The sequence below is a fragment of the Rothia nasisuis genome (assembly GCF_928381405.1).
GTDB lineage: Bacteria > Actinomycetota > Actinomycetes > Actinomycetales > Micrococcaceae > Rothia > Rothia nasisuis.
Genome location: NZ_CAKMSB010000006.1, coordinates 36,694 through 58,388 on the forward strand (window position 1 = coordinate 36,694; position 21,695 = coordinate 58,388).

18 protein-coding genes are annotated in these 21,695 nt (G+C 58.0%); 11 read left to right on the top strand and 7 right to left on the bottom strand.

The features are described from left to right. Positions 1–9: 9 nt before the first annotated feature. The 4 genes from L6966_RS06530 to sucD all read left to right on the top strand — a co-directional run bounded on the left by L6966_RS06530 (position 10) and on the right by sucD (position 5,789). Positions 10–2,739, top strand: coding sequence for a UvrD-helicase domain-containing protein (locus L6966_RS06530; protein ID WP_419721885.1), 2,730 nt, complete (start codon positions 10–12; stop codon positions 2,737–2,739). Positions 2,740–2,903: 164 nt separating this feature from the next. Beyond that, positions 2,904–3,512 carry a sarcosine oxidase subunit gamma family protein gene (locus L6966_RS06535; protein ID WP_083092041.1) on the top strand — a complete coding sequence of 203 codons (609 nt, stop codon included), beginning with the start codon at positions 2,904–2,906 and terminating at the stop codon, positions 3,510–3,512. A 160-nt stretch (positions 3,513–3,672) separates the two neighbouring features. Beyond that, complete coding sequence (gene sucC, locus L6966_RS06540; RefSeq protein ID WP_083092040.1) at positions 3,673–4,839, top strand: ADP-forming succinate--CoA ligase subunit beta; 1,167 nt, start codon at positions 3,673–3,675, stop codon at positions 4,837–4,839. A gap of 32 nt (positions 4,840–4,871) precedes the next feature. Further along, entirely contained in the window at positions 4,872–5,789 is a 918-nt protein-coding gene (gene sucD, locus L6966_RS06545) for a succinate--CoA ligase subunit alpha (RefSeq protein WP_083092039.1), read from the top strand. A gap of 144 nt (positions 5,790–5,933) precedes the next feature. Here sucD and L6966_RS06550 read toward each other — a convergent pair whose 3' ends face one another. From L6966_RS06550 to L6966_RS06570, 5 genes are all read right to left on the bottom strand, one after another. After that, on the bottom strand, positions 5,934–6,803 hold the full coding sequence (locus L6966_RS06550) for a hypothetical protein (protein WP_237225168.1): 870 nt from the start codon (positions 6,801–6,803) through the stop codon (positions 5,934–5,936). 60 nt (positions 6,804–6,863) lie between these two features. Then, positions 6,864–8,003, bottom strand: a complete 1,140-nt coding sequence (locus L6966_RS06555; RefSeq protein ID WP_237225167.1) for a zinc-dependent metalloprotease family protein — start codon at positions 8,001–8,003, stop codon at positions 6,864–6,866. A gap of 218 nt (positions 8,004–8,221) precedes the next feature. Next, positions 8,222–9,067: a hypothetical protein gene (locus L6966_RS06560; RefSeq protein WP_237233106.1), complete on the bottom strand. Its 846-nt coding sequence runs from the start codon at positions 9,065–9,067 to the stop codon at positions 8,222–8,224. Between the two features lie 17 nt (positions 9,068–9,084). Then, the gene (locus tag L6966_RS06565) at positions 9,085–9,627 is read right to left on the bottom strand and encodes a hypothetical protein (protein WP_237224707.1); all 543 of its coding nucleotides are present in this window, start codon (positions 9,625–9,627) and stop codon (positions 9,085–9,087) included. Between the two features lie 378 nt (positions 9,628–10,005). Next, positions 10,006–11,142, bottom strand: a complete 1,137-nt coding sequence (locus tag L6966_RS06570; protein WP_180377856.1) for a VIT1/CCC1 transporter family protein — start codon at positions 11,140–11,142, stop codon at positions 10,006–10,008. Positions 11,143–11,682: 540 nt separating this feature from the next. Here L6966_RS06570 and L6966_RS06575 point away from each other — a divergent pair. Then, positions 11,683–12,186: a Dps family protein gene (locus L6966_RS06575; RefSeq protein WP_083092034.1), complete on the top strand. Its 504-nt coding sequence runs from the start codon at positions 11,683–11,685 to the stop codon at positions 12,184–12,186. 48 nt (positions 12,187–12,234) lie between these two features. Here L6966_RS06575 and L6966_RS06580 read toward each other — a convergent pair whose 3' ends face one another. Next, positions 12,235–12,885: an HAD family hydrolase gene (locus L6966_RS06580; RefSeq protein ID WP_237224706.1), complete on the bottom strand. Its 651-nt coding sequence runs from the start codon at positions 12,883–12,885 to the stop codon at positions 12,235–12,237. A 40-nt stretch (positions 12,886–12,925) separates the two neighbouring features. On the opposite strand from L6966_RS06580, the gene L6966_RS06585 reads away from it, so the two are divergent. Then, complete coding sequence (locus tag L6966_RS06585) at positions 12,926–13,564, top strand: hypothetical protein (protein WP_237233107.1); 639 nt, start codon at positions 12,926–12,928, stop codon at positions 13,562–13,564. Positions 13,565–13,583: 19 nt separating this feature from the next. On the opposite strand, the gene L6966_RS06590 is transcribed toward L6966_RS06585, so the two are convergent. After that, the gene (locus tag L6966_RS06590) at positions 13,584–14,300 is read right to left on the bottom strand and encodes a glutamine amidotransferase (RefSeq protein WP_083092031.1); all 717 of its coding nucleotides are present in this window, start codon (positions 14,298–14,300) and stop codon (positions 13,584–13,586) included. Positions 14,301–14,524: 224 nt separating this feature from the next. Between L6966_RS06590 and clpB the strand changes: the two genes are divergently transcribed. From clpB to L6966_RS06615, 5 genes are all read left to right on the top strand, one after another. Further along, positions 14,525–17,113: an ATP-dependent chaperone ClpB gene (gene clpB / locus L6966_RS06595; RefSeq protein ID WP_237224704.1), complete on the top strand. Its 2,589-nt coding sequence runs from the start codon at positions 14,525–14,527 to the stop codon at positions 17,111–17,113. Between the two features lie 173 nt (positions 17,114–17,286). Then, positions 17,287–18,210, top strand: a complete 924-nt coding sequence (locus tag L6966_RS06600) for a Sir2 family NAD-dependent protein deacetylase (RefSeq protein ID WP_237224711.1) — start codon at positions 17,287–17,289, stop codon at positions 18,208–18,210. Positions 18,211–18,375: 165 nt separating this feature from the next. Then, the gene (locus L6966_RS06605) at positions 18,376–18,966 is read left to right on the top strand and encodes a DUF4956 domain-containing protein (protein ID WP_219336358.1); all 591 of its coding nucleotides are present in this window, start codon (positions 18,376–18,378) and stop codon (positions 18,964–18,966) included. A gap of 255 nt (positions 18,967–19,221) precedes the next feature. Further along, positions 19,222–20,118, top strand: a complete 897-nt coding sequence (locus L6966_RS06610; RefSeq protein WP_237224703.1) for a polyphosphate polymerase domain-containing protein — start codon at positions 19,222–19,224, stop codon at positions 20,116–20,118. Between the two features lie 48 nt (positions 20,119–20,166). Beyond that, positions 20,167–21,651 (top strand): carbohydrate-binding domain-containing protein, encoded by a 1,485-nt coding sequence (locus L6966_RS06615; protein WP_237224702.1) that lies wholly within the window; start codon positions 20,167–20,169, stop codon positions 21,649–21,651. Positions 21,652–21,695: the final 44 nt, after the last annotated feature.

A 21,695-nucleotide genomic window follows, 5' to 3' on the forward strand; every position in this document is an offset into this window, starting at 1 on the left:
AGGCTCACCATGTTTGACGATGATTTTATGCCTGCGATCTCGGGCAAGCGCCCCGCCGCGCCCACATCTGAGAAGGCGACGGCGGATGATGAGCCCCCCTACGACCCCTTCTACGATGAGGCAACTGTGGCCGGTGACTTTGTTCCGCCGTCCTACCAGGTGGGCGGGTTCATGCAGGATTTTGAGGACGCCCTTGGCCCGGCCCAGGTAGACCCGGAACAGTTGCTGGCGGGGTTGAACGAGAACCAGGAGCAGGCGGTGCGCCACGCGGGCTCGCCCCTGCTGATTGTGGCGGGAGCGGGTTCGGGCAAGACCCGTGTGCTGACCCACCGTATCGCCTATCTGCTGGCGACGGGCCGGGCCCACCAGGGGCAGATTCTGGCTATTACCTTTACCAATAAGGCTGCCGCTGAGATGCGTGAGCGTATCACAGCTCTAGTGGGGCCGCGGGCCCAGAGCATGTGGATTTCGACCTTCCACTCTCTGTGTGTGCGTGTGCTCCGCCGGGAAGCCAAGACCTTGGGGCTCAAGTCCACCTTCACAATTTACGATTCAGCCGATTCGCAGCGCCTGCTGACCCTGATTATCAAGCAGATGAACCTCGATACTAAGAAGTTCACCGCCAAGGCGGTGGGCAATCGCATCTCCAACCTGAAGAACGAGCTGGTCAGCGCCCGCCAGTTTGCTGCCGAGACAAGCCCAACAGACCCTTGGGAGGGCGTGATTTCAAAGGTCTACACGGCCTACACGGAGCGCTTGCGGGCGGCCCATTCTCTGGACTTTGACGACCTCATCTTTGAGACCGTCAACCTGCTCAAGGATCACCCGCAGGTGGCTGACTACTACCGCCGCCGCTTCCGCCATATTCTGGTGGATGAGTATCAGGACACCAACCACGCCCAATACCAGCTGGTACGAGCCCTGGTGGGGGCGGCGTCCGGCTCCGCTGGAGGAAACGCGGACGCCGGCAGCGGCACAAGCACTCCCGGCGAGTCTGCTCGCGGCCCCTACCCGGATGCCTACCCGCCCGCTGAGCTGACGGTGGTGGGTGATTCTGATCAGTCGATTTATGCCTTTCGCGGCGCTGATATTCGCAATATCACCGATTTTGAGCAGGACTACCCCAAGGCCCGCACCATCTTGCTGGAGCAGAACTACCGCTCCACCCAAAACATCCTTTCTGCTGCGAACGCGGTGATTGAGCGTAATACAGACCGCCGCCCTAAGAAGCTTTGGACGGCCAGTGGCGACGGCGCTAAAATCACTGGTTACGTGGCCGAATCGGAGCATGCTGAGGCCCGCTACATAGCCCAGGAGATTGACCGCCTGCGCGATGAGCACGGCACCGCCCCCGGCGACGTTGCGATTTTTTACCGCACCAACGCCCAGTCGCGTACCCTCGAAGAGATGCTCATGCGTGTGGGGTTGCCCTACCGGGTGGTTGGTGGCACCCGCTTCTATGAGCGCAAAGAAATCAAGGACGCCCTAGCCTACCTGCGCGTGCTACTCAACCCCGACGACGACATCAACCTGCGCCGCATTCTCAACGAACCTAAGAGGGGGATTGGGGCTAAGAGCGAGTCGGTAGTTGCTGACTTCGCTCGAGCCAACCGTATCTCGTTCATGGCTGCTCTGCGCCTTGGGGCCGATATTCCTGGCCTGGGTGCTGCGGCCGTGAAGAAGCTGGCCGCCTTCGTCCAGCTCATTGATGACCTGGCCCAGGTTGCTGCCACTGAGCCTGCAGCCACCTGCCTGGAGGCTGTGCTGGAGCAAACCGGTTATCTGGCTACCCTGCGCGAGTCCAAGGATATTCAGGACGAGTCTCGCGTCGAAAACCTCTCAGAGCTGGTAGACGCTGTACGTGAGTTCGAAATTGAGAACCCGGGTGCTGCCCTCGAGGACTTTCTGGAGCACGTCTCGCTGGTTGCTGATGCCGATCAGATTCCCAACAAGCCTAAGCATGATACTGAGGGCGGGCCGTCTGCCGCTCAAATTGCCGCGGAGGTGGCCGAGGCGCGCTCCCAGGGGGTGGTAACCCTGATGACCCTGCACACCGCTAAGGGTCTGGAGTTCCCGGTGGTCTTTTTGACCGGCATGGAGCACGGTCTCTTCCCGCACCAGCGGGCGCTGACCGATCAGGCTGAGATGAGTGAGGAGCGCCGCCTTGCTTACGTGGGCTTGACCCGCGCCATGGAGCGCCTCTACCTGACTCGCTCTGAGAATCGGAGTATGTGGGGTCAGAGCCAGTTTAACCCGCCTTCGCCTTTCCTCGAAGAAATTCCTGAGGAGCTCATTGACTGGAAGCGTACCGGTTCCTCCTACGGGGGTTACGGTAGCTACAGTGGGGGCGCCTACTCCGGCGGTACCGGTGCTTGGCGCGGACGCTCAGGTACAACAGGCTACGGGGGTACTGCCTATGGGGCACCCACCTATACGTCCCGCTTTGACGAGCCGGCTGGCGGGGCTTCTAGCCGCGCGCGGGCGTCCGAACCCTCAACCAGTGAGGTCAACGGGTCAGCCACCTACGGGCTCAAGGCCGCGGCCCGCAATGTCTCGCGTGTGCAGCCAAATAAGGAGATTCCTGCACTTGCGGTGGGGGACGTTGTGGAGCACAAGAGCTTTGGTGAGGGGCGAGTGACGGCGGTTGAAGGCACGGGCGATAAGACTGTGGTCAAGGTACGTTTTGCTACAGAGGAGAAGCGCCTACTGCTGCGGTATGCACCGTTGGCCAAGAAGTAGGGAGGCGGGGAGGCACCTCAGCTCTTCTGGAGGCGGGGGTGGCTCCGGCTCCAGGGCCTGCGCTCAGCGGGAGGCAGTTAGTATAGATAACAACCTGCCTGTCAGGGTAACCCTAACCCCAGCCTGCCAGGCTTTTATCACTCACACCCCGAGGAAAATACCGTATGGACTACGACTCTAGCGTTCCGTCAATCGCCGAAGAATTCACCGAGGCTATGGACGAGGTCACCGATACGAGGGTGCAGCTCCAAGAGATAGCTGACCTCGCTCTCTTCCGCATTGAAATTGATCCGGTAAGCGAGGCGGCCCGCCGCATCGAGAAAGTGTTGGGGGCTCAGTTGCCCGCTACCCGTGGCCAGGTCACCGGTGATGCCACGGCCCTGCACCTGCTCTATGGCACCCGCCAGGTGGTGGCCTGTCTTTACGTTGAAGAGGGTATCTATCTGGTGGTTACCCGCGTGGACGCCGTCAGGCTGGGGCGGGCGCTAGCAGCGGCCCTGGGGGGCGATGAGGGCCTGGTGCTCGACGTCTCGGTTAACCGTACCGTGCTGAATCTGAGCGGGGTGGCGGCTGCCGATGTGATTGATGAGGTTGTGCATTTTGACTTCCCTCCGGATTTCTTTGATCCGGGCAAGGCGCTTTCCTGCACCGTGGCCGAGGCCCGTATTATGCTCTGGCGCATTGATGAGCTGGAATATTTGATGGTTCCTCGGGCCTCAGACACTGCCCCCTTCCTGGTTAATATTCTGGATGCGTGCGAGAAAGTTAAGTAGCCCGGGGTGTAACGAAGTTCGCCCCCGTGTGTGAAGTGCGCTAAAGTTGCTCCTAGAGAAGTGCTCTGTGCTCTGGCTCTCGCCGGGGTGCGGCCTTCACAACTGTAATAGCTGAGCCGACGCCCGGTTTGGCAAGACTTCGACGAAGAAGGACACTCCTGTGGACCTGTTTGAATACCAGGCACGCGATCTTTTTGAGAAGCACGGCGTCCCCGTGCTCCAGGGCATCGTGGCTACCACCCCCGAAGAAGCAAAGGCAGCGGCTGAGAAAATCGGCGGCGTCACCGTAGTCAAGGCCCAGGTTAAGGTGGGCGGCCGCGGTAAGGCTGGCGGTGTGAAGGTCGCTAAGACCGCAGATGAGGCTTATGAGTACGCCCAGCAGATTCTGGGTATGGACATCAAGGGTCACACCGTCCACCGCGTGATGATTGCCCAGGGCGCTGACATAGCTGAAGAATACTATTTCTCTATGCTGCTGGATCGCGCCAACCGATCTTACCTGGCCATGTGCTCCGTTGAAGGCGGTATGGATATCGAAACCCTGGCCGCTGAGCGCCCTGAGGCCCTGGCTAAGGTTGAGGTCAACCCCGTGGACGGCATCACCGCTGAGAAGGCCGCTGAAATTGTTGAGGCCGCCGGTTTTGCTGAGGAGGTCCGCGAGGGCGTCGCTGCTGTGCTCGTCAAGCTGGGCGAGGTTTACAAGAAGGAAGATGCCACCCTGGTTGAAGTCAACCCGCTGGTCAAGACCGGTGACGGCACAATCCTGGCCCTGGACGGCAAGGTCTCCCTGGACGACAACGCCGAGTTCCGCCAGCCCGAGCACGAGGCCCTGGTTGATAAGTCAGCCGAGAACCCGCTTGAGGCTAAGGCTAAGGAGAACGATCTCAACTACGTCAAGCTGGACGGTGAGGTCGGCATTATCGGTAATGGTGCGGGCCTTGTGATGTCTACCTTGGACGTTGTGGCTTATGCCGGCGAGAAGCACGGCAACGTCAAGCCCGCTAACTTCCTCGATATTGGTGGCGGTGCCTCGGCTGAAGTCATGGCAGCTGGTCTCGACATCATTCTGAACGACGAGCAGGTCAAGTCTGTTTTTGTCAACGTCTTTGGTGGCATCACCTCCTGCGACGCTGTAGCCAACGGTATTGTCAAGGCCCTTGAGATTCTGGGCGATAAGGCAACCAAGCCTCTGGTTGTACGCCTGGACGGCAACAACGTTGAAGAGGGCCGCCGCATTTTGACTGAGGCCAACCACCCACTGGTTCACCAGGCTGAGACCATGGACTCAGGTGCCGATCAGGCCGCCGAGTTGGCCCATACCGCCTAAGTCACCGCTGATTATTAGTAGAAGGTTTTAAAATGTCTATCTTTTTGAACAAGGACTCCAAGGTCATCGTTCAGGGCATCACCGGTGGTGAAGGTACCAAGCACACCGCCCGTATGCTGGCTGCCGGTACCCAGGTTGTTGGTGGCGTGAACGCCCGTAAGGCGGGCACCACCGTTTCTCACAAGGACGCTGCCGGTAACGACATTGAACTGAACGTGTACGGCACTGTCGCCGAGGCTGTCAAGGAAACTGGCGCTGACGTCTCCATCGTCTTTGTACCCCCGGCTTTTACCAAGGACGCCGTCATCGAGGCTATCGACGCTGAGGTTCCCCTTGTTGTCGTCATCACCGAGGGTATTCCCGTGGGTGATACCGCCGAGTTCTGGGCCTATGCCAAGAGCAAGGTCGATGCTTCCGGCAAGCAGGTCACCCGCATTATTGGCCCCAACTGCCCCGGAATCATCACCCCTGGCGAGTCCCTGGTGGGTATCACCCCCGCTAATATCACGGGTAAGGGCAAGATTGGTCTGGTCTCTAAATCCGGTACTCTGACCTACCAGATGATGTTTGAGCTACGTGACATCGGCTTCACCACAGCTATCGGTATTGGCGGTGACCCCATCATCGGCACCACCCACATTGATGCCCTCGAGGCCTTTGAGGCTGACCCCGAGACCGAAGCTATCGTCATGATTGGTGAGATTGGTGGTGACGCTGAGGAGCGGGCCGCCGAGTTCATCAAGGCGAACGTGACCAAGCCCGTTGTTGGCTATGTCGCTGGTTTCACCGCCCCCGAGGGTAAGACCATGGGGCACGCTGGCGCGATTGTCTCCGGCTCATCTGGCACTGCCCAGGCCAAGAAGGAGGCCCTGGAGGCCGCTGGTGTCAAGGTGGGCAAGACTCCCTCAGAGGCCGCCCAGCTCATGCGGGAGATTTTCGCTAACAAGTAATCGTAACTAGTAGCCTCGCAAGAAGGTGAGGGCGTCGCACCCCTTGGGGTGCGACGCCCCTTCTTATCTTTTAAGTCTCGGTATTCTGCAAACCCGACGGGGTACTTTCTCAGGTCACTGTGTTGAGGTGCTGGGGGGAAAGGGCTAGAAAGGTAAGGCGATGGTGACCTGCTTGCCGACGAGGCTAATGATTTTAGAATCGTAGCCTGTTGCGGTGAGCACTAGTTGCGCGTTATCAATCGGGGCGATGGTGACTTCGCCCTGTTCCAGATATTCAGTGATGTCGTGGTAAACAGCGTGGTTGCTGGCAAGAATCTGACCCAGATTAGACTGATTATCCCGGTGACTGATGATGAGGTCTTCGGTTAGTACGGTGATGAGGCGGCCAGTCCACACTAACCCATCAATTTCTGGCGCGAACATGCGGGCCCGGAAAGCAGCACCATTACTGTAGCGAAGGCGGCTGGTGGGATTATCTTCTATGGCTAGGTAGGGCCCATCGGCACCCGTCCGCCAGCGTAGGGGGTCATTGATGGCGAACTCGTCATTAAAAGTAAACCGGTAGGTTACCTCAAAACTTGTTCCTGCAGCTAGAAGTGTAGTGCCTGCAGCTGCTTGTCGTGTTGCAGCGTCGTAGGGAGCTGAAGCCCAGAAACCCATACCGCCATAGCTGCCCTCACCTACGGTGCCACCGGGGGTAAATACCCCTTCACCGTGAGCTGCTAGACCGCTGGTTCCGGTAATCTGTCCATTGTCGTATTGGGCGTTACCCGATGAGTCTGTGACGTTACCTTCGTAGGAGTGGACACCTGCATAGGTGTCAAAGGGGTTGTCGATGCTGCTATTGATCATTTGGGCGAAGAGGCCGTAATCGGCCGAAAGCTCTGCACCTGTTGGAGGTGTCGATGCTGCGTAGGCGGGGACAGCTGCGCTGGTGAGTACGACTGGTGCGCTCCAACCTGCGGTTTTGAGTGTAGTTCTGCGGCTGAGTTTTTGCTTCTCAGAGGGGATCATGAGGGTGTTCCTTTATGAAAGAAAGATAAGGGGAGAGGCTGATGAGAGCTTGAGCAGGGTTTAGGGGATGAGGTTAAGAGCCCGGGCGTCATCTGCGGTGAGCTCATTGGGGTGGATCTGCAAGTCGTGTTCCTGATCAGGTGTAGCGCCGCCTGCGTACGCGCGGGTTTGAAAGCGCATGAGGAGCAGGTCGTTGGGGGCAGACAACTGAGTAAACTGGCCGTCATTGTTGAGGTCAACCTGAATGGGGTCTGCATCGATAGTGCCGTTCTGGTTGAGGTCGAGGTTCTTGTGGGCTAATGCGCGGCGGAGACTGAATCTGCTGTTGGTGTAGGTGTAACCGGCTGAGGCGGAGCCTAACCCGACCGCTTCGTTCACTGCATTTTCGTCGAGAGTCAGACCTGTGCGCTGGGAGAAACCGAAGTAGTTCAGGCCACCTTGCTTGGGCACGCCGGTGAACTGGTAGGCATAGTTCATGACGCTCAGATAGTGGGGCTTGTAGTTAACTGCGTCTGCCCCGCCGTGGCCCAGGCCTAGGTTATGCCCGAATTCGTGGATGAAAGTTCCTACCCGAATATTGCTAGATCCTCGACCGTAGTAGGTTTGCCCTACGGTGACGAGAAAGTCCATGCCGTTCATCCAGGCGATACCTGAGGAGGAGCCATTGCTGTAGAGGTCGCCCCAGATCATGTAGTAGAAGATACCTCCACGGGCGGAGTCAAAGTTTCCTGGCTGGTTCTTGATGGTGGTTAGATCGTTAAGGTGATTATTAAGGCGATTGTATTCGACTTGGTTACCGCCACCTAGGTTATATCTATCACCGCGAGCGTCACCAGCGTCTAGATGTAAAGTGATCCCTGTGCTTCCGTCGGGGTTTCGAATCGGGTATTTTGCAAAAACGTCGACAATGCGGTCGAGATCCTCTACCGGTGCCAGTTCGATGCCGCCATCAGCGCGGGGCATCCAGTCCATCTCGACGAAGAGATCCTTGCGGTAGGGGCTAGCTCCTAGGGCGGGAAAATCGATATCGATGACGCCGTCACTGTTGGCGTCGTAGCCACTGGTTTCCCAGGTGTCGGGCAGTTTATCACCGTCTGTATCAGTGAGATTGGCGTGGGCGGCGCTGGCCCAGGGGAGGGCGATGAGGAGGAGGGAGGTCACAACAGACTTGGCCGCCATCGAGAGTATTCTTTTTTTCATGGGGGATCGGTTACCTTTTGTGTGTAACAAAATAAATGGGGGATGATTGATTTTATCAAAGGTTTTACTGTGAACGTAAAAACGATTGTGCGAAGAGTCTTAAATTAACTCTATTCAAAGAGGCTTATTCAAAAGTAATCAGGCGACCCAGGCTCGCAGCGAAGCCGCTGGCTCCATCCAGCGCGAGCCTGGCTCACCTCACCCTTATAAATAGGCCTCTATGAAGAGGGGGCAACATGGACTTTCGTGTTTTTCAAATTGCGCAGTCCGGTTTTGAGCTCACCATCACCTCGTATGGTAAGAATGCACTGTCGCACTCCCTTGCTGTCATCGTTAAGCTGGTCAACCCGTAAGGTATCACGCCAATCAAAATAGGGAGTGTTAGTGTATTCTTCTGCTCGGGCCTGGCAATCCATGCTTTCTGTGGTAGTGGTATCTTGTTGATAGACTATTTCGCCGGTATGAGGCTGTGAACAATCAACAATGGGGGATATAGCTTGTGGTCCTGCAAAGCAAGCTCGAAGAGGGTCTATCTCAGCGGCTGGATTTGCCCATGCCCCTTCGACACTTGATTGCCGGGAAGGAAAATGAGCGATGCAATGACTGCCAGAAGAGGAGACAGAGACAGAGGGGCCGAAGTAGTCAAAGTCTGGGTTCCCTGAGACATATGCGTAGAGAGTAGAGATATCACAGGTGCCAATATCTGTAGAAATCACTTCTTGGTCATGTTCTGTGTCGCAGGGAACCGGGGTTCCAGAGAGTAAACAGGTACCAGTATCCATGGAAAGTTTCGCTTCTTCTGTACTGACGGATTTTGACTGAAGCGATGTCTGTGAAGAACTTGCTACTGCTGAACCGAAATTATTATGTATTTCTGTTGTGTCACCAATCTGCACAGAGGCGTTTATGCTAATCAATGAAACTGATAAGATCGCAAGGCTCCCTACGGTGATGCCGAGGACTGTTTTCGCAGGAGATTTCATCCAGGTTGGTAACTTCCCTCTCTCTGTTTTCTTTGCAGGAGCTTCGTTATGCAGTTGAGGAGTCTCTTCTGCTTCATCCATGAGGAGTCTACGGGTAATCAGCTGAGTTCAACGTTAAAAATGACGGGGACGATTGAGTTGGAGTAGCAACTTTCTCCAGCTGTTGCGGGCATGTAGAACTGAATGAAAATAACGTTCCTATCTTTGGTTGAAATTTCTACAGTCTTGTACTCATCAAATTTAACCGTGGTAATCTCACCAATTTGCTTAGAACCGTCAGTGATTCGAACAGCTAAATCTTGGTTGAGGGATTTAGAATCGTTCCCTTGACCTACTTCAAATTTGAGAGTATCAAATTTATGGCCGAGATTGAGCCTTAGTGTCTGGGTATTATTGCTGAAGCCATCCCCCATATCGTTGTGATCTGGTGCGGGGGTGCAGGAGGACAATTCGGTGCCAATCCCCGTGATGTCTGATTTCTCCGCTATGTGATAGACGCCGTCCTGCCAGCCTGTGGTGGCTCCTGAAAAGTCATTTAAAACGAGGTAGCTGTTAGCTTTTTCTGTGGAAAGATTTGAGGTGTAGCCAGTACTTTCGTCAGATGTTGCAGTAAGAGTAGAGGGGCTAAGCGAAGGAGTCACCTGCGCAGAAGCGGTTGAGGTCGTAGTCGCGCTCGCTGACGATGTGCTACTGGCTACCGTAGTCGGGGACGCAGATGCAGACTCTGACTCTGTTTGACTGGAAGTGGTTGGAGAGGTGCAACCTATGAGGGTTAGCGTTAATGTTGCTAGAAGGGTTATCGATTTTTTGCCCAAGGATGCTCCTAGTTTTAGGAGGCTTATTCAAAAGGGTTTAGGTGAGGCAGGTTCATAGCGAGTGTGAGCTTGCGGAACCCCTTATGAATAAGCTTCTGTAATGGTAATTGCAATAATTCTACAACTATGGATGCGATCTGGCTAGTAGAAATATTGTAAACAAGCCTGTGTAAGGAACATTTTTGAATGGGTCTTGTGAAATTACTAAAGTACCGCTGTATTGAAGAGCAGGCCCAGCAGGTAGGTGGCAAGGGCCGCCCCATAGCCTATGGCCAGCTGTCGCAGGCCGCGCTTAAAGGGGGAGGCTCCAGAGAGTAGGCCAACTACGCCACCGGTGAGCATGAGCGCAAAACCCACGAGTAGCATGGCCACCAGCATGGCAGTGCCTCCACCCAGGCCGAAGAGATAAGGCAGAATCGGAATCAGCGCGCCAGAAGCAAAGAAGCAGAAACTAGATGCCGCCGCCCCCACATCACTGCCGAGCGCACCGTGCTGAACCTCGGCGCCCTCACCCTCAAGGTCATCACGGAAGGAAAGCGAGGGGTCACAGTCACACGTGAAGTAGCCGAAGCGTTCCAAAGCGCGGTGGCGGGCGGCCTCCTCACTCATGCCGCGGGCCTTATAAATCAGTTCCAGCTCGTTCTGGTTGATATCGAGGTGGTGGGCAACGTCCAGAGTGACCTGGGTGGGGCGGGATGCATCCAGCATCTCGCGCTGGGAACGTACCGAGACGAACTCGCCTGCGGCCATAGAGAGCGCACCGGCCAGCAGGCCCGCAACCCCCGAGAGAAGCACCATGGAGCTACTGGCGCCCGAGGCGCCAATTCCCATAATCAGCGCTGCGTTCGAGACCAGCCCGTCGTTGGCGCCAAAGACCGCGGCGCGAAAGTTTCCCGAGAGCTTCTCACGGCCCTGGGTAGACAGCGCACGAATAATTTCTTCGTGGATGGACTCGTCGGCGGCCATAGCCTCGGTGGCATCGGGGTCAAGGGCGTAGGGGGAGCGGGCCTCTGCGCGCTGAGCCAAGGCCAGCACAAAAACAGAGCCAAAGTTCTTAGCAAGTAGCTGCAAGAAACGGGCTGAGATAGATGGTCTGGGCTCGGGGTGGGCATGCTCGCCCAAAAGCTCGCGCCAGTGGTTCTGGTGGCGCTGCTCGGCCTGGGCGACTTCGCGCAGAATTTCTGCGTCCTTACCCTCCGCGCGGTCGGCAAGGGCCGCGTAGATATGGGCTTCTGAGATTTCCTCAGCCAGGTAGCGGCGCCAGCGGCGAATCTGGGCGCGAGTAGGCTCGGGGCGAGAGGTGTGGGGTACGGCGGGGGAGTTTGGGGTGGCTGCTGGCACGATGTTTACCTTTGGTCAGGAGCCGAAGCGATAGCGTAGATATGCTTCGGCTAGAAACGGTTTGCTTTTAGCCGAAGGTCTCGCTCGCCGCCAGCGCTGAGCTAGGCGGTGGTTTACCGGGGGCCTCGGTGGGCTAACCAGTGTGTCGATAAACCGCGTTGGCGCTGTTGGTGTCTGAGCCTGCGCCTCATAGTGGCACCGCGCCGGTGGGAACTACTCCCCTTCGTTGTCTCTACTTTAGCGACCGTGTGTCGCTGTGGCAAAAAATTTTTTTGAAGCACGGAATAAGGTAAGGCAGGTTTTGCCTATTGGTGGGTGGTGGGCAGGGCGCAGGTGTTGGGCCCGGTCAGATGCGCTCAGGTTAGGCTTACTTAAGGTAAATATAAGGCGTACGACCAAGCCAGCCCAGGGTTTACTTATTATGATTTTCTCATAATAAGACTTGAAAAGGGTGTTCTTCCTGCGTAGGGTAAGGGGTGAAGCAAGCCCGCCGATAGCAATGCACACTCGGCGGTTATCACTGAAAGGAAGTCTCATCCCATGAGCAAGTACGCATCATTTACCGTTCCCGGCCTCACCGAAGAATCAGGCCACCACGTTGCAGACGTGCTACAGATGCGCCTGCACGCCCTGAACGACCTACACCTGGTACTTAAGCACGCCCACTGGAACGTAGTTGGCCCCAACTTTATCGCTGTTCACGAGATGCTAGATCCCCAGGTTGACCTGGTACGCGGCTTTGTCGATGCAATCGCTGAACGCATGGCGACCATGGGGGTTGCTCCCAATGGCCTCTCCGGTGACCTGGTTGAAAAGCGCACCTGGGCTGAGTACGACGTTGACCGCGCCGATGCCTTGGCCCATATCCGTGCCCTGAATGAGGTCTACAACGTGGTTGTTGAAGACCACCGTGCCGCTATCGCCAAGGTGGGTAGTATTGATCCCATCACCGAGGACTTGCTGATTGGCCAGACCGCTGAGCTTGAGCTCTTCCAGTGGTTCCTGCGTGGCCATATCGAAGACGGCCAGGGCAACCTTAAGTAGCCCACCCTCGTATAGGTACCGGAGTTACATCCGGTACCTATATTTTTTTTAACCTTCGACCAGGGCGCGGATTTTTTCTAGCGTGAGGTCGGTGTGGCTGTAGCGGGCGTGGCCTAGATGCTCCGGCACTTCGGTGAGACCCGGAACGACAATCACCTTCATACCCGCAGCCGTGGCGCTTTGAACACCGGAGGCAGAATCCTCGATGGCTACACAGTTAGCAGGGGTAACCCCCAGGTTCTGCGCCGCCTGTAGGTAGGGCTCGGGGTCTGGCTTGGCATGGGTAACCTGCTCGTCGGTGACCAGGGTCTTGAAGAGGCCCTCTGGTGCCAGGCGGGCGGTGTTCTGTGCGACGTCGGTGGTGGCGTTGGTGACGATACCGGCGGGCAGACCAGCTTCCGCTACCTGCATCAGCAGGGCTTCCATGCCGGGTAGTAGTTCAACGCGGGCATCCTTGAGTAAAACCGACATCTTGCCCTTGAGCTGTTCATATAACTCATCGGCTGACTCGGTAGCTCCCAGTTCCTTCATACGGGTAAAGGTGAAGGCGGCTGGCTTGCCCAGGGTGTCGAGGGTGTCTTGCTCGGACCAGACGCCACCGAATTCAGCGGCTACTGCGGTTTTGGCCTCGGCCCAGAGGGGTTCAGTGTCAACGAGAGTGCCGTCATGGTCAAAGAAGATTGCTTCAAGAGTGCTCATAGCTTCCACCCTACCCGGCAAAGACGCTTTAATGGGGAGGGTGAGCTCACCGCATCAGCAACCTCAGAAACCTCATTCTGCCCCCCACCTCCGCGAGCAGGGGGAACCTACCGTGCGCAGGGTGGCTGCCCCTGATCCCGGGCACAGGCGCGGCGGAGTGCTACTCAGTGCCCTGCACTACGCGGCTATACCCATGGCTTTTGTCTCTGCTCTCTGGATCACGGCAGGCCGTGCCCTTTTCGGCGCCGGCGGTGACCTGATGTTGATTTTTGCAGTGTCTTTTGGCCCCGCCCTGCTTGCCCTTCTGCTTGTGGCCTGGGGCTATTCCCATCGGGAGCTGAAGCTACACGAAGCGGGGGTTCGCGCTGGTCTGCCGCCGATAACGGCCCTGGTGCTAGCCTCTACCTGGGTGATGGCCGGCATTTTTGGAATGCTTGTTCCTGACCGCCTTGACGGGCGGAACGTCTCGGCCTCAGCTACCCTGTTGGGTCAGGATTTTATCGGCCTGTCGGCCGCTTTTGGTAACACTACCGGCATCCTGACCTTCTCATTCGCTGTGGCCACGCTCCTGCTGGCTATCAGCGACTACCGTAAGGCCCGGGCTCTCAGGCAGGGGCTAGACAGCGCTACCCGCGAGGAGCTCGAGCGGCAAGAATCAATGTACGATTTCCTCGACTAACTGCCGGGCGACTGTCAACCTAGAGAGCATTGGCAGTTAGCCAGGCCTCCAGCACCTCGGTCGCGGCTGCCGTTAGTTTTTCTGCGTACAGGGAGGCTTCGCGGCGAATTACAGAGACCTCCTGATCGGCTGCCACAATATAGTCGGCGTAGGCAATCAGCCACTGCTCAATATTGCGGGGGTTGACCTCAAGATGAAACTGGAGGGCCAGCGCGTAGGGGCGGCCTTGTTCGTCGTCCAGTGTGAAAGCCTGATGTTCGCACAACTGGGTGCGGGCCAGGTGGGTGCTCTCCGGGGGGAGGGTGAAAGCGTCCCCGTGCCAGTGCAGAACCGGGGTGGCCTCCAAGGGTGCCAAGACAGAATTGAGGCCCTCTGGGGTGAGCGTGACGGGGGAGTAGCCCAGCTCAATCACGCCGTTAGGTTCGACCGCTGATCCAGCAGCCACAGCAATCTGCTGGGCGCCCAGGCAGATGCCCAGCACAGGCTTCTTGTCTGCAAGACGAGCCTTAATCAGCTCGACCTCTTCGAAGAGGAAGGGGTAGTCCTGGGCGTCGTTCACGCTGATGGGTGCTCCCAGAACAATCAGCAGGTCTGCCTCTCGCACCTCGCGTGTATTGAGAGGGGCTATGCCTGCGTCCCGGTACTCCACGGTAAAGCCGCGGTCGGTGAGTAGTTTTTCAAAGATGCCGAGGTTCTCAAAGGCTACGTGGCGAACGGCGTAGACGGTACGGTTCATGGTTCTCCTTGCGGTGAGTGACTGCTACCAGTGTACGGCTCTTTGGGTGGTTTTGAAGAAGAGGGATGACGGTACCCAGCTTGCGCAAGGGTGGGTGGCAGGGCGCAGCTAAAAATTTTACCTAAAAGATAGCGCAATATAGTTGAGTGTAGTAGACTCAATGTAAAGCTGAGTGGAGTACACTCAGGTATGAACGAACAACCTCCCAGTAGGTAAGGAGAATCATGACCGCTCAATTCACCACCAAAAGCCAAGAAGTGCTCTCGGCTGCCACAACAAACGCCCATACTGCGGGCAACCCAACACTCGACACCGCCCACATTCTCAAGGCTCTCATGGACCAGCGCGAAGGGGTGGCGGTCGCGCTACTCAAAGCCGCAGGGCTAGATGTGGACGCTATTTCACTGGCTGCTTCCACCGAAATTTCTAAGCTACCCAAGGCGCAGGGGACTTCTGTGGCCCAGGCTCAGCCGAGCAGAGGCGTCCTTGCTGCCCTCCAAACAGCTCAGGCCAAAGCCGAGAAGCTGGGCGACACCTACATCTCCACCGAGGTTCTGCTCCTAGCCCTGGCTGCCGGTGACGACGCCACCGCCCGCGCTCTGCACAAAGCCGGAGCCACCGAAAAGCTACTCGAAGATACCATCCCCACCGTGAGAGGAGACCGCACCGTGACAACCCCCGACCCCGAAGGCACATTTGGTGCTCTCGAACAGTACGGCACAGACCTGACCGCCGTTGCCCGCGAAGGCAAGCTCGACCCCGTCATCGGGCGCGATAGCGAAATCCGCCGCGTGATTCAGGTGCTCTCCCGCCGCACCAAGAACAACCCAGTGCTCATCGGTGAACCCGGTGTCGGTAAGACCGCCGTGGTGGAAGGCCTAGCCCAGCGCATGGTGTCAGGAGATGTGCCCGAATCCCTGCGCGGCAAGACCCTGATCTCCCTCGACCTGGGTGCCATGGTCGCCGGTGCCAAGTACCGCGGCGAATTTGAAGAGCGCCTCAAGGCCGTACTCGAAGACATCAAGAAGTCCGAGGGGCAGATTGTTACCTTCATCGATGAGATTCACACGGTTGTGGGGGCCGGTGCCTCCGAGGGGTCCATGGATGCCGGTAACATGCTCAAGCCCATGCTGGCCCGCGGTGAGCTGCGCCTAATAGGCGCCACCACCCTGGATGAATACCGCGAAAATATTGAAAAGGACGCCGCCCTCGAGCGCCGCTTCCAACAGGTCTACGTGGGTGAGCCCAGCGTTGATGACACTATCGGTATTCTGCGCGGTCTGAAAGAACGCTACGAGGCCCACCACAAGGTCGCTATCGCTGACTCCGCCCTGGTGGCTGCCGCCAACCTGTCCAACCGCTACATTCCCTCGCGCCAGCTGCCCGACAAGGCCATTGACCTGATTGACGAGGCAGCCTCCCGCCTGCGCATGGAAATCGACTCGGCCCCCGAAGAGATTGACGCCCTGCGTCGAGCCGTTGACCGTCTGACCATGGAAGAGCTGGCCCTGGCCAACGAGACCGACCCGGCATCCGCCGAGCGCCTTGAAGCCCTGCGGGCCGATATGGCAGATAAGAAGGAAGAGCTGGACGCCTTGAACGCCCGCTGGGAAGCCGAAAAGGCAGGGCTCAACCGCGTCGGCGACCTCAAAACCCAGATCGATGAGCTACGCTCCAAGGCAGAAGTCGCCCAGCGCGAAGGAAACCTGGCCGAGGCCTCCCGCATGCTCTACGGCGAGATACCCGCCCTCGAAGCTGAACTGGCCGCAGCCCAGCAGGCCGAAAACACCGCCTCCGAAGAGTCCATGGTCTCTGAAGAGGTCACTGCCGACGACATCGCCGAGGTCATCTCCGCCTGGACCGGTATTCCGGCTGGGCGTATGCTCCAGGGTGAATCTGAGAAACTCCTGCACATGGAAGACGAACTGGGCAAACGCCTCATCGGCCAGAAGAAGGCCGTCACCGCCGTGGCTGATGCCGTGCGCCGCTCCCGCGCCGGAATCTCAGACCCCGACCGCCCCATCGGATCCTTCCTCTTCCTCGGCCCCACCGGCGTCGGTAAAACCGAGCTGGCCAAGGCCCTGGCCGAGTTCCAGTTCGACGACGAGCGCGCCCTGGTCCGTATTGACATGAGCGAATACGCCGAAAAGCACGCCGTTGCCCGCCTGGTTGGTGCCCCTCCCGGGTATGTTGGCTACGAAGAGGGCGGTCAGCTCACCGAAGCTGTGCGCCGCCGCCCCTACTCGGTCGTCCTGCTCGATGAGGTAGAAAAGGCCCACCCAGAGGTCTTCGACATCCTGCTTCAGGTGCTCGATGACGGCCGCCTGACCGACGGGCAGGGGCGCACCGTGGACTTCCGCAACGTCATCCTGATTCTGACCTCCAACCTGGGCTCCCAGTTCCTGATTGACCAGAACCTCGATGACGAAGCCCGCAAGAGCGCCGTCATGAACACCGTGAACGCCTCCTTCAAGCCGGAATTCCTCAACCGTCTCGACGAGGTCATCATGTTTGAGCCGCTCTCAGCTGACGATCTCTCCTCGATTGTCGGGCTACAGATTGACTCGATGGCCCGCCGCCTCGAAGATCGCCGTCTGACCCTGGACGTCACCCCCGCCGCCACCGAGTGGCTGGGCCTGGCAGGCTACGACCCGGCCTACGGTGCCCGCCCGTTGCGCCGCCTGGTCCAGCGTGAAATCGGCGACCGCCTGGCCAAGGGAATCCTGGCCGGTACCATCAAGGACGGCGACACCGTCCGCGTCGACGTCAACCCCGACGTCGCCGTCGACGGCCTAGTGGTCACCGCCGAGTAGAAGCTGAATTGAGAGCTCAGCCACAACCCTATCGTTTCTCTCTTGACCCCACGGATTATCCCGGGGTCAAGAGAGAAACGATAGGGTCTTTAGTCTTTTAAACTGGAAGAGTGAACCAGCTCCCCAAGGCACCCGACCAGCTCGATACCCGCTTTGCCGGGGCGTCCGCGTCCATCACCGCCAAAGCCGACATCGCAGCCACCCACGCCGCGGCCCTGCGCTCCATCGACCGGGTTGTGACCGAAACGGCCCAGCCTACCGAGCCTCAGGTGGCTGCGGACGGCGTGCGGCAACTCCTGGCAGGCGGGCAGGTGCTAGTGCTCACCGGAGCCGGGATTTCCACCGGCTCTGGTATTCCCGATTACCGGGGGCCTGCTGGCTCCCTACGTAACCACCGCCCCATGACCTACCAGGAGTTTCTCTATGACGCAGTGGCTCGGCAACGCTACTGGGCCCGGTCGTTTGTGGGCTGGCGGCAGATGAGCCGCGCTCGCCCCAACACCGCCCACTATCTGCTGGCAGACCTCGAGGCCCGGGGAAAACTGGCCGGGCTGATTACCCAGAATGTAGATGGCCTGCACACTGCGGCAGGCTCCCAAAAAGTAGTCACCCTGCACGGAGACCTCTCCCACATCGAGTGCCTGGACTGCGGAGCAGACGAGGGGCGAACGTCACTGGACGCCCGAATCGAGGCCGCCAACCCCGGCTACCTTGAACGCCTGGGTAGCACCACCCTGCACGTAAACCCCGATGGTGACGCCGAGATCGACACCCGTTTCATTCAAGATTTTCAGATGGTCGGTTGCCTCGCCTGTGGCTCCACCAAACTCAAACCCGCCGTGGTCTACTTTGGTGAACCTGTGCCACCTGCCCGCAAACAGGCCGTGAAAGAACTGGGGGAGCGGGCGCGCTCCCTGCTGGTGCTCGGATCCTCCCTTGCCGTCATGAGCTCCTATAAAATTGCCCTTGATTTTGCCCGCGCCGGCAAACCCATCGCCGTCATCAATCGCGGCCCAGGGCGCGCCGATACTCGCGCCACCTACATCTGGCGGGCCGATGTAGCCGATGCCCTGTTCGAGGTAACGCAGAGTCTCTAGGGGTGCGGTGCCAGGTGGCCAGGTGCTCCGCCGCACGAGACCTTGCGCAGGGTACTTCATATTTCATAAGCGGAGGCTAAACTGGGCACAGGCTAGATATAGCCTCTGAGATTACTCTAATGATGTAAGTAAACAAACGGACTAGAACTTAAGCGGAGCGCACTCGTGAACACCATTATCATTATGGCTGCTATCAACCTCGTGGCCATTCTTCTTCTCTGCGGCATGTACGTGGCCCGCCACCGTCGCCGCGATTTGGTGGTCTCGTACATCATCATTAACGTGGGCGTCTTCGCCGTCACTGTGGCCCTGGCAAATGCAGATGCAACCAGCGCCGGCATGGGGTTAGGGCTCTTCGGAGTCCTCTCCATCATCCGCCTGAGATCAACCGAGCTGGATCAGCGTGAAGTGGCTTACTACTTCGCGTCCCTGGCCCTAGGCCTGCTCATGGGCATAGGCCTCGAACCCATCGGCCTTGCTATCGGTCTCTCAGCCCTGCTACTGGTCATTATGTTCATCGTTGACCACCCTAAGCTCATGACCAGCCTACGTAACCAGATCGTCATCGTAGATCGCGCAATCGGTGACGAAGAAGAGCTTAAGAGCTACCTGGGCACTCAGATGGGCTATACCATCGAAAACGTCACCATCACCGAGCTTGATCTCATCAATGATAAGACTGTTGCTAACATCCGTTACACCGTTGGCGGAGCCTCTAAGATACCGCCTGCCTCGGGCGCTACTCCTCTGCGCTAAATCAAGCCCAGACCGGGCTTTCCCCGTGAATCTCTCCCCAGCCATCTGTCACAGCTGAGAAATAATAGACTGGATTGCTCAACTTTGAACCAGAGCTAGACCAAAATTAATCCTCAGTTAATCCTCGTATGAGAGCATATGTAGAAGCTACGTTCACTACAGCTCAAACATAGGTTGGCCCAGAACACTGATAACAACAGCTCAAGGAAAGCCGGTCGCGAGCCGACCGAGGTAATGCAGATACAGGGAAAGAACATGACCGCAACCGCAGTTGACGACCAGATTTACACCGGCCAGCAGAGTACCTCCACCATGGTGCCTTCCTCCTGGCCCGGTATCTGCCTGGCAGAGCTCAACGCCAAAGCAGCCATGCAGACCCGTGTCGATCGCAAGTACATCGTCGAGGGCCGCTACGCCGCAGAGATCCTCTCAGCCCTCCCTGGCGAGGCTTCTGTGCTCGAAATCGACGGCGAGCGTCATTTTGCCTACAAGTCGGTCTATTTCGACACTGAGAATTTGGACTCCTATAGGCTGGCAGCCACCGGCCGCCGTAACCGCTATAAGATCCGCACCCGCTCCTATCTTGACACCGGTGCTACCTTTCTTGAGGTCAAGACCGAAGGCGCTCGGGCAGTGACGGTCAAAGAGCGCATCCCCTACCCCAGCAATGACCGGGCCTACCTGAACGCAGCGGGACGGGACTATGTTGAAGAATCACTGCGTGGCCTCATCGAGACACCGGTCACCGCTTTTGAGCCTGTTCTGACCACCTCCTACCGCCGCACCACCGTACTGCTCCCGGCATCTGAGAATAACCCGGTTGACTCCCGCATGACCATTGACACCAACCTGACCTGGACCCCCATGAGCGAGCAGGCCCTGGCCCGCGCCTCTATGTACGAGGTAGGAACCGACTACACCGCCGCTGGCATGGTCATCATCGAAACCAAATCAGGATCTTCCCCCTCAATCGCTGATAGGCATCTCTGGCGGGCCGGCGTCCGCCCCTCCAAAATCTCCAAGTTTGCTACGGGACTAGCGGCCCTGAACCCCGACCTTGTCTCCAACAAGTGGAACCGAACCATCGCCCGAAACATCTACCTACAGCCGGTAGAGACCCCGGCCCGTTTTGAAGTTCACGCACGCTGGTAGCCCATTAAACGCTGACCCATACCTAGGTCGAAATCTAAGGAAAACCCTATGAAAATGCCCGATAAGTTCACCAAGACCCTAACCTCAGTGGCCCTCTTAGCCTCCCTCGCTCTGGCTGGCTGCTCGACGGGTTCCACCGATGCGAGTTCTTCGGTGTCTGCTGACCCGAGCTCCACCGAGAGCTCAGATGCGGCGACCCCTGTGGCAGATGAACCCGGCACGGTTCCTGCTAGTGTGATTAGCTACGACACCCACTACGACGCAGATGACCTCACCTGGGATCGGGCGGGTGAAGTTACCGTTAATCTCTCTAACCCCACCTCCGCTGACGGGGTGACCGTTGCGAACGGCGTTATCACTATCACCGGGGCGGGAGATTACCGGCTCAGCGGTACCCTGACGGACGGGCAGATTGTGGTTACCGCCGGTGAAGAGGACGTAGTCCGCCTGGTTCTGGATAACGCTTCCATCGCCAACAACGACGGTGCGGCCATCAATGCTGAAAGTGCTAACGAGGTTATTCTCTATACGGAAACGGGTACCACCAACACCGTCGCTGATGGTGTAGCCTACGCCGCAATCGGTGAGGAGGACCCCGATGCGGCTCTCTACGCCCGCACCGATTTAACCCTGGCCGGTGAGGGTACCCTGGCCGTCACCGGTAACTATGGTGACGGTATCGCCAGCGCAGACGGCCTTACCATCGCCGGTGGCACCGTCAACGTCACCGCAGCAGATGACGGCATCAAGGGCAAGGACTACGTAGATATTCTTGGTGGTACCATCAATGTCGCAGCCACCAGTGACGGCATCAAGACCACCAACGCCACGGACGCCGAGCGCGGCTGGGTCCGTCTAACGAGCGGTGCTGTGATGATTAGCGCCGGGGATGACGCCTTCAAGGCAGAACGTGAACTCGAAATCTCTGGCGGCAGCCTGACTATCGAGAATTCCCTTGAGGCGATTGAGGGCCAATACATTACCATCAGCGGCGGAACCATCCAGGCGACAAGCTCCGATGACGGCATCAACGCCACGATTCCCACTGGCGGTGACGTGGATGTAGCTGTCGATGCAGGCCTGACCATCACTGGTGGTCAACTTACTCTCAATGTTGAAGGTGATGGCATTGACTCCAACGGCACCGCTGAGATTTCGGGTGGCACGGTAGTTATCAACGGCCCCACTACCGGTGGTAACGGTGCAGTTGACGCTGCTGGCGGTCTGACTGTTAGCGGTGGAACTCTGATTCAAAGTGATTCTGGCGACCTGTTCGAGGGGCTTCAAGGGGCCTACGCCCGTTTCACGGCTAGCATCTTACCCGGCAACACCGTGACAGTGACTAACTCAGCCGGCGTGGTGGTAGCTGAATACACCTCAACCAAGACCGTCTCAACGGTTGTTGTTGCTGGCGCTGGCATCACTGAGGGGGAGGCCTACGCTATCTCGGTCAACGGCATAGGTGCGGGTACGGTGACTGCAACCTCCGGTACCGTAGCAGCTGGTGGTGTGGCCCCCGGCGGTCAGGGGTAAGCAATCGGCTGGCTCCTGGCTCACACATCTCTTCTCACGGGCGG

Excerpts from the sequence above, each read along its gene's own strand:
- L6966_RS06530 (WP_419721885.1), top strand. The coding sequence starts at position 10 with ATGTTTGACGATGATTTTATGCCTGCGATCTCGGGCAAGCGCCCCGCC.
- L6966_RS06535 (WP_083092041.1), top strand. The coding sequence starts at position 2,904 with ATGGACTACGACTCTAGCGTTCCGTCAATCGCCGAAGAATTCACCGAG.
- sucD (WP_083092039.1), top strand. The coding sequence starts at position 4,872 with ATGTCTATCTTTTTGAACAAGGACTCCAAGGTCATCGTTCAGGGCATC.
- L6966_RS06550 (WP_237225168.1), bottom strand. The coding sequence starts at position 6,803 with ATGATCCCCTCTGAGAAGCAAAAACTCAGCCGCAGAACTACACTCAAA.
- L6966_RS06555 (WP_237225167.1), bottom strand. The coding sequence starts at position 8,003 with ATGAAAAAAAGAATACTCTCGATGGCGGCCAAGTCTGTTGTGACCTCC.
- L6966_RS06560 (WP_237233106.1), bottom strand. The coding sequence starts at position 9,067 with ATGGATGAAGCAGAAGAGACTCCTCAACTGCATAACGAAGCTCCTGCA.
- L6966_RS06575 (WP_083092034.1), top strand. The coding sequence starts at position 11,683 with ATGAGCAAGTACGCATCATTTACCGTTCCCGGCCTCACCGAAGAATCA.
- L6966_RS06580 (WP_237224706.1), bottom strand. The coding sequence starts at position 12,885 with ATGAGCACTCTTGAAGCAATCTTCTTTGACCATGACGGCACTCTCGTT.
- L6966_RS06590 (WP_083092031.1), bottom strand. The coding sequence starts at position 14,300 with ATGAACCGTACCGTCTACGCCGTTCGCCACGTAGCCTTTGAGAACCTC.
- clpB (WP_237224704.1), top strand. The coding sequence starts at position 14,525 with ATGACCGCTCAATTCACCACCAAAAGCCAAGAAGTGCTCTCGGCTGCC.
- L6966_RS06610 (WP_237224703.1), top strand. The coding sequence starts at position 19,222 with ATGACCGCAACCGCAGTTGACGACCAGATTTACACCGGCCAGCAGAGT.
- L6966_RS06615 (WP_237224702.1), top strand. The coding sequence starts at position 20,167 with ATGAAAATGCCCGATAAGTTCACCAAGACCCTAACCTCAGTGGCCCTC.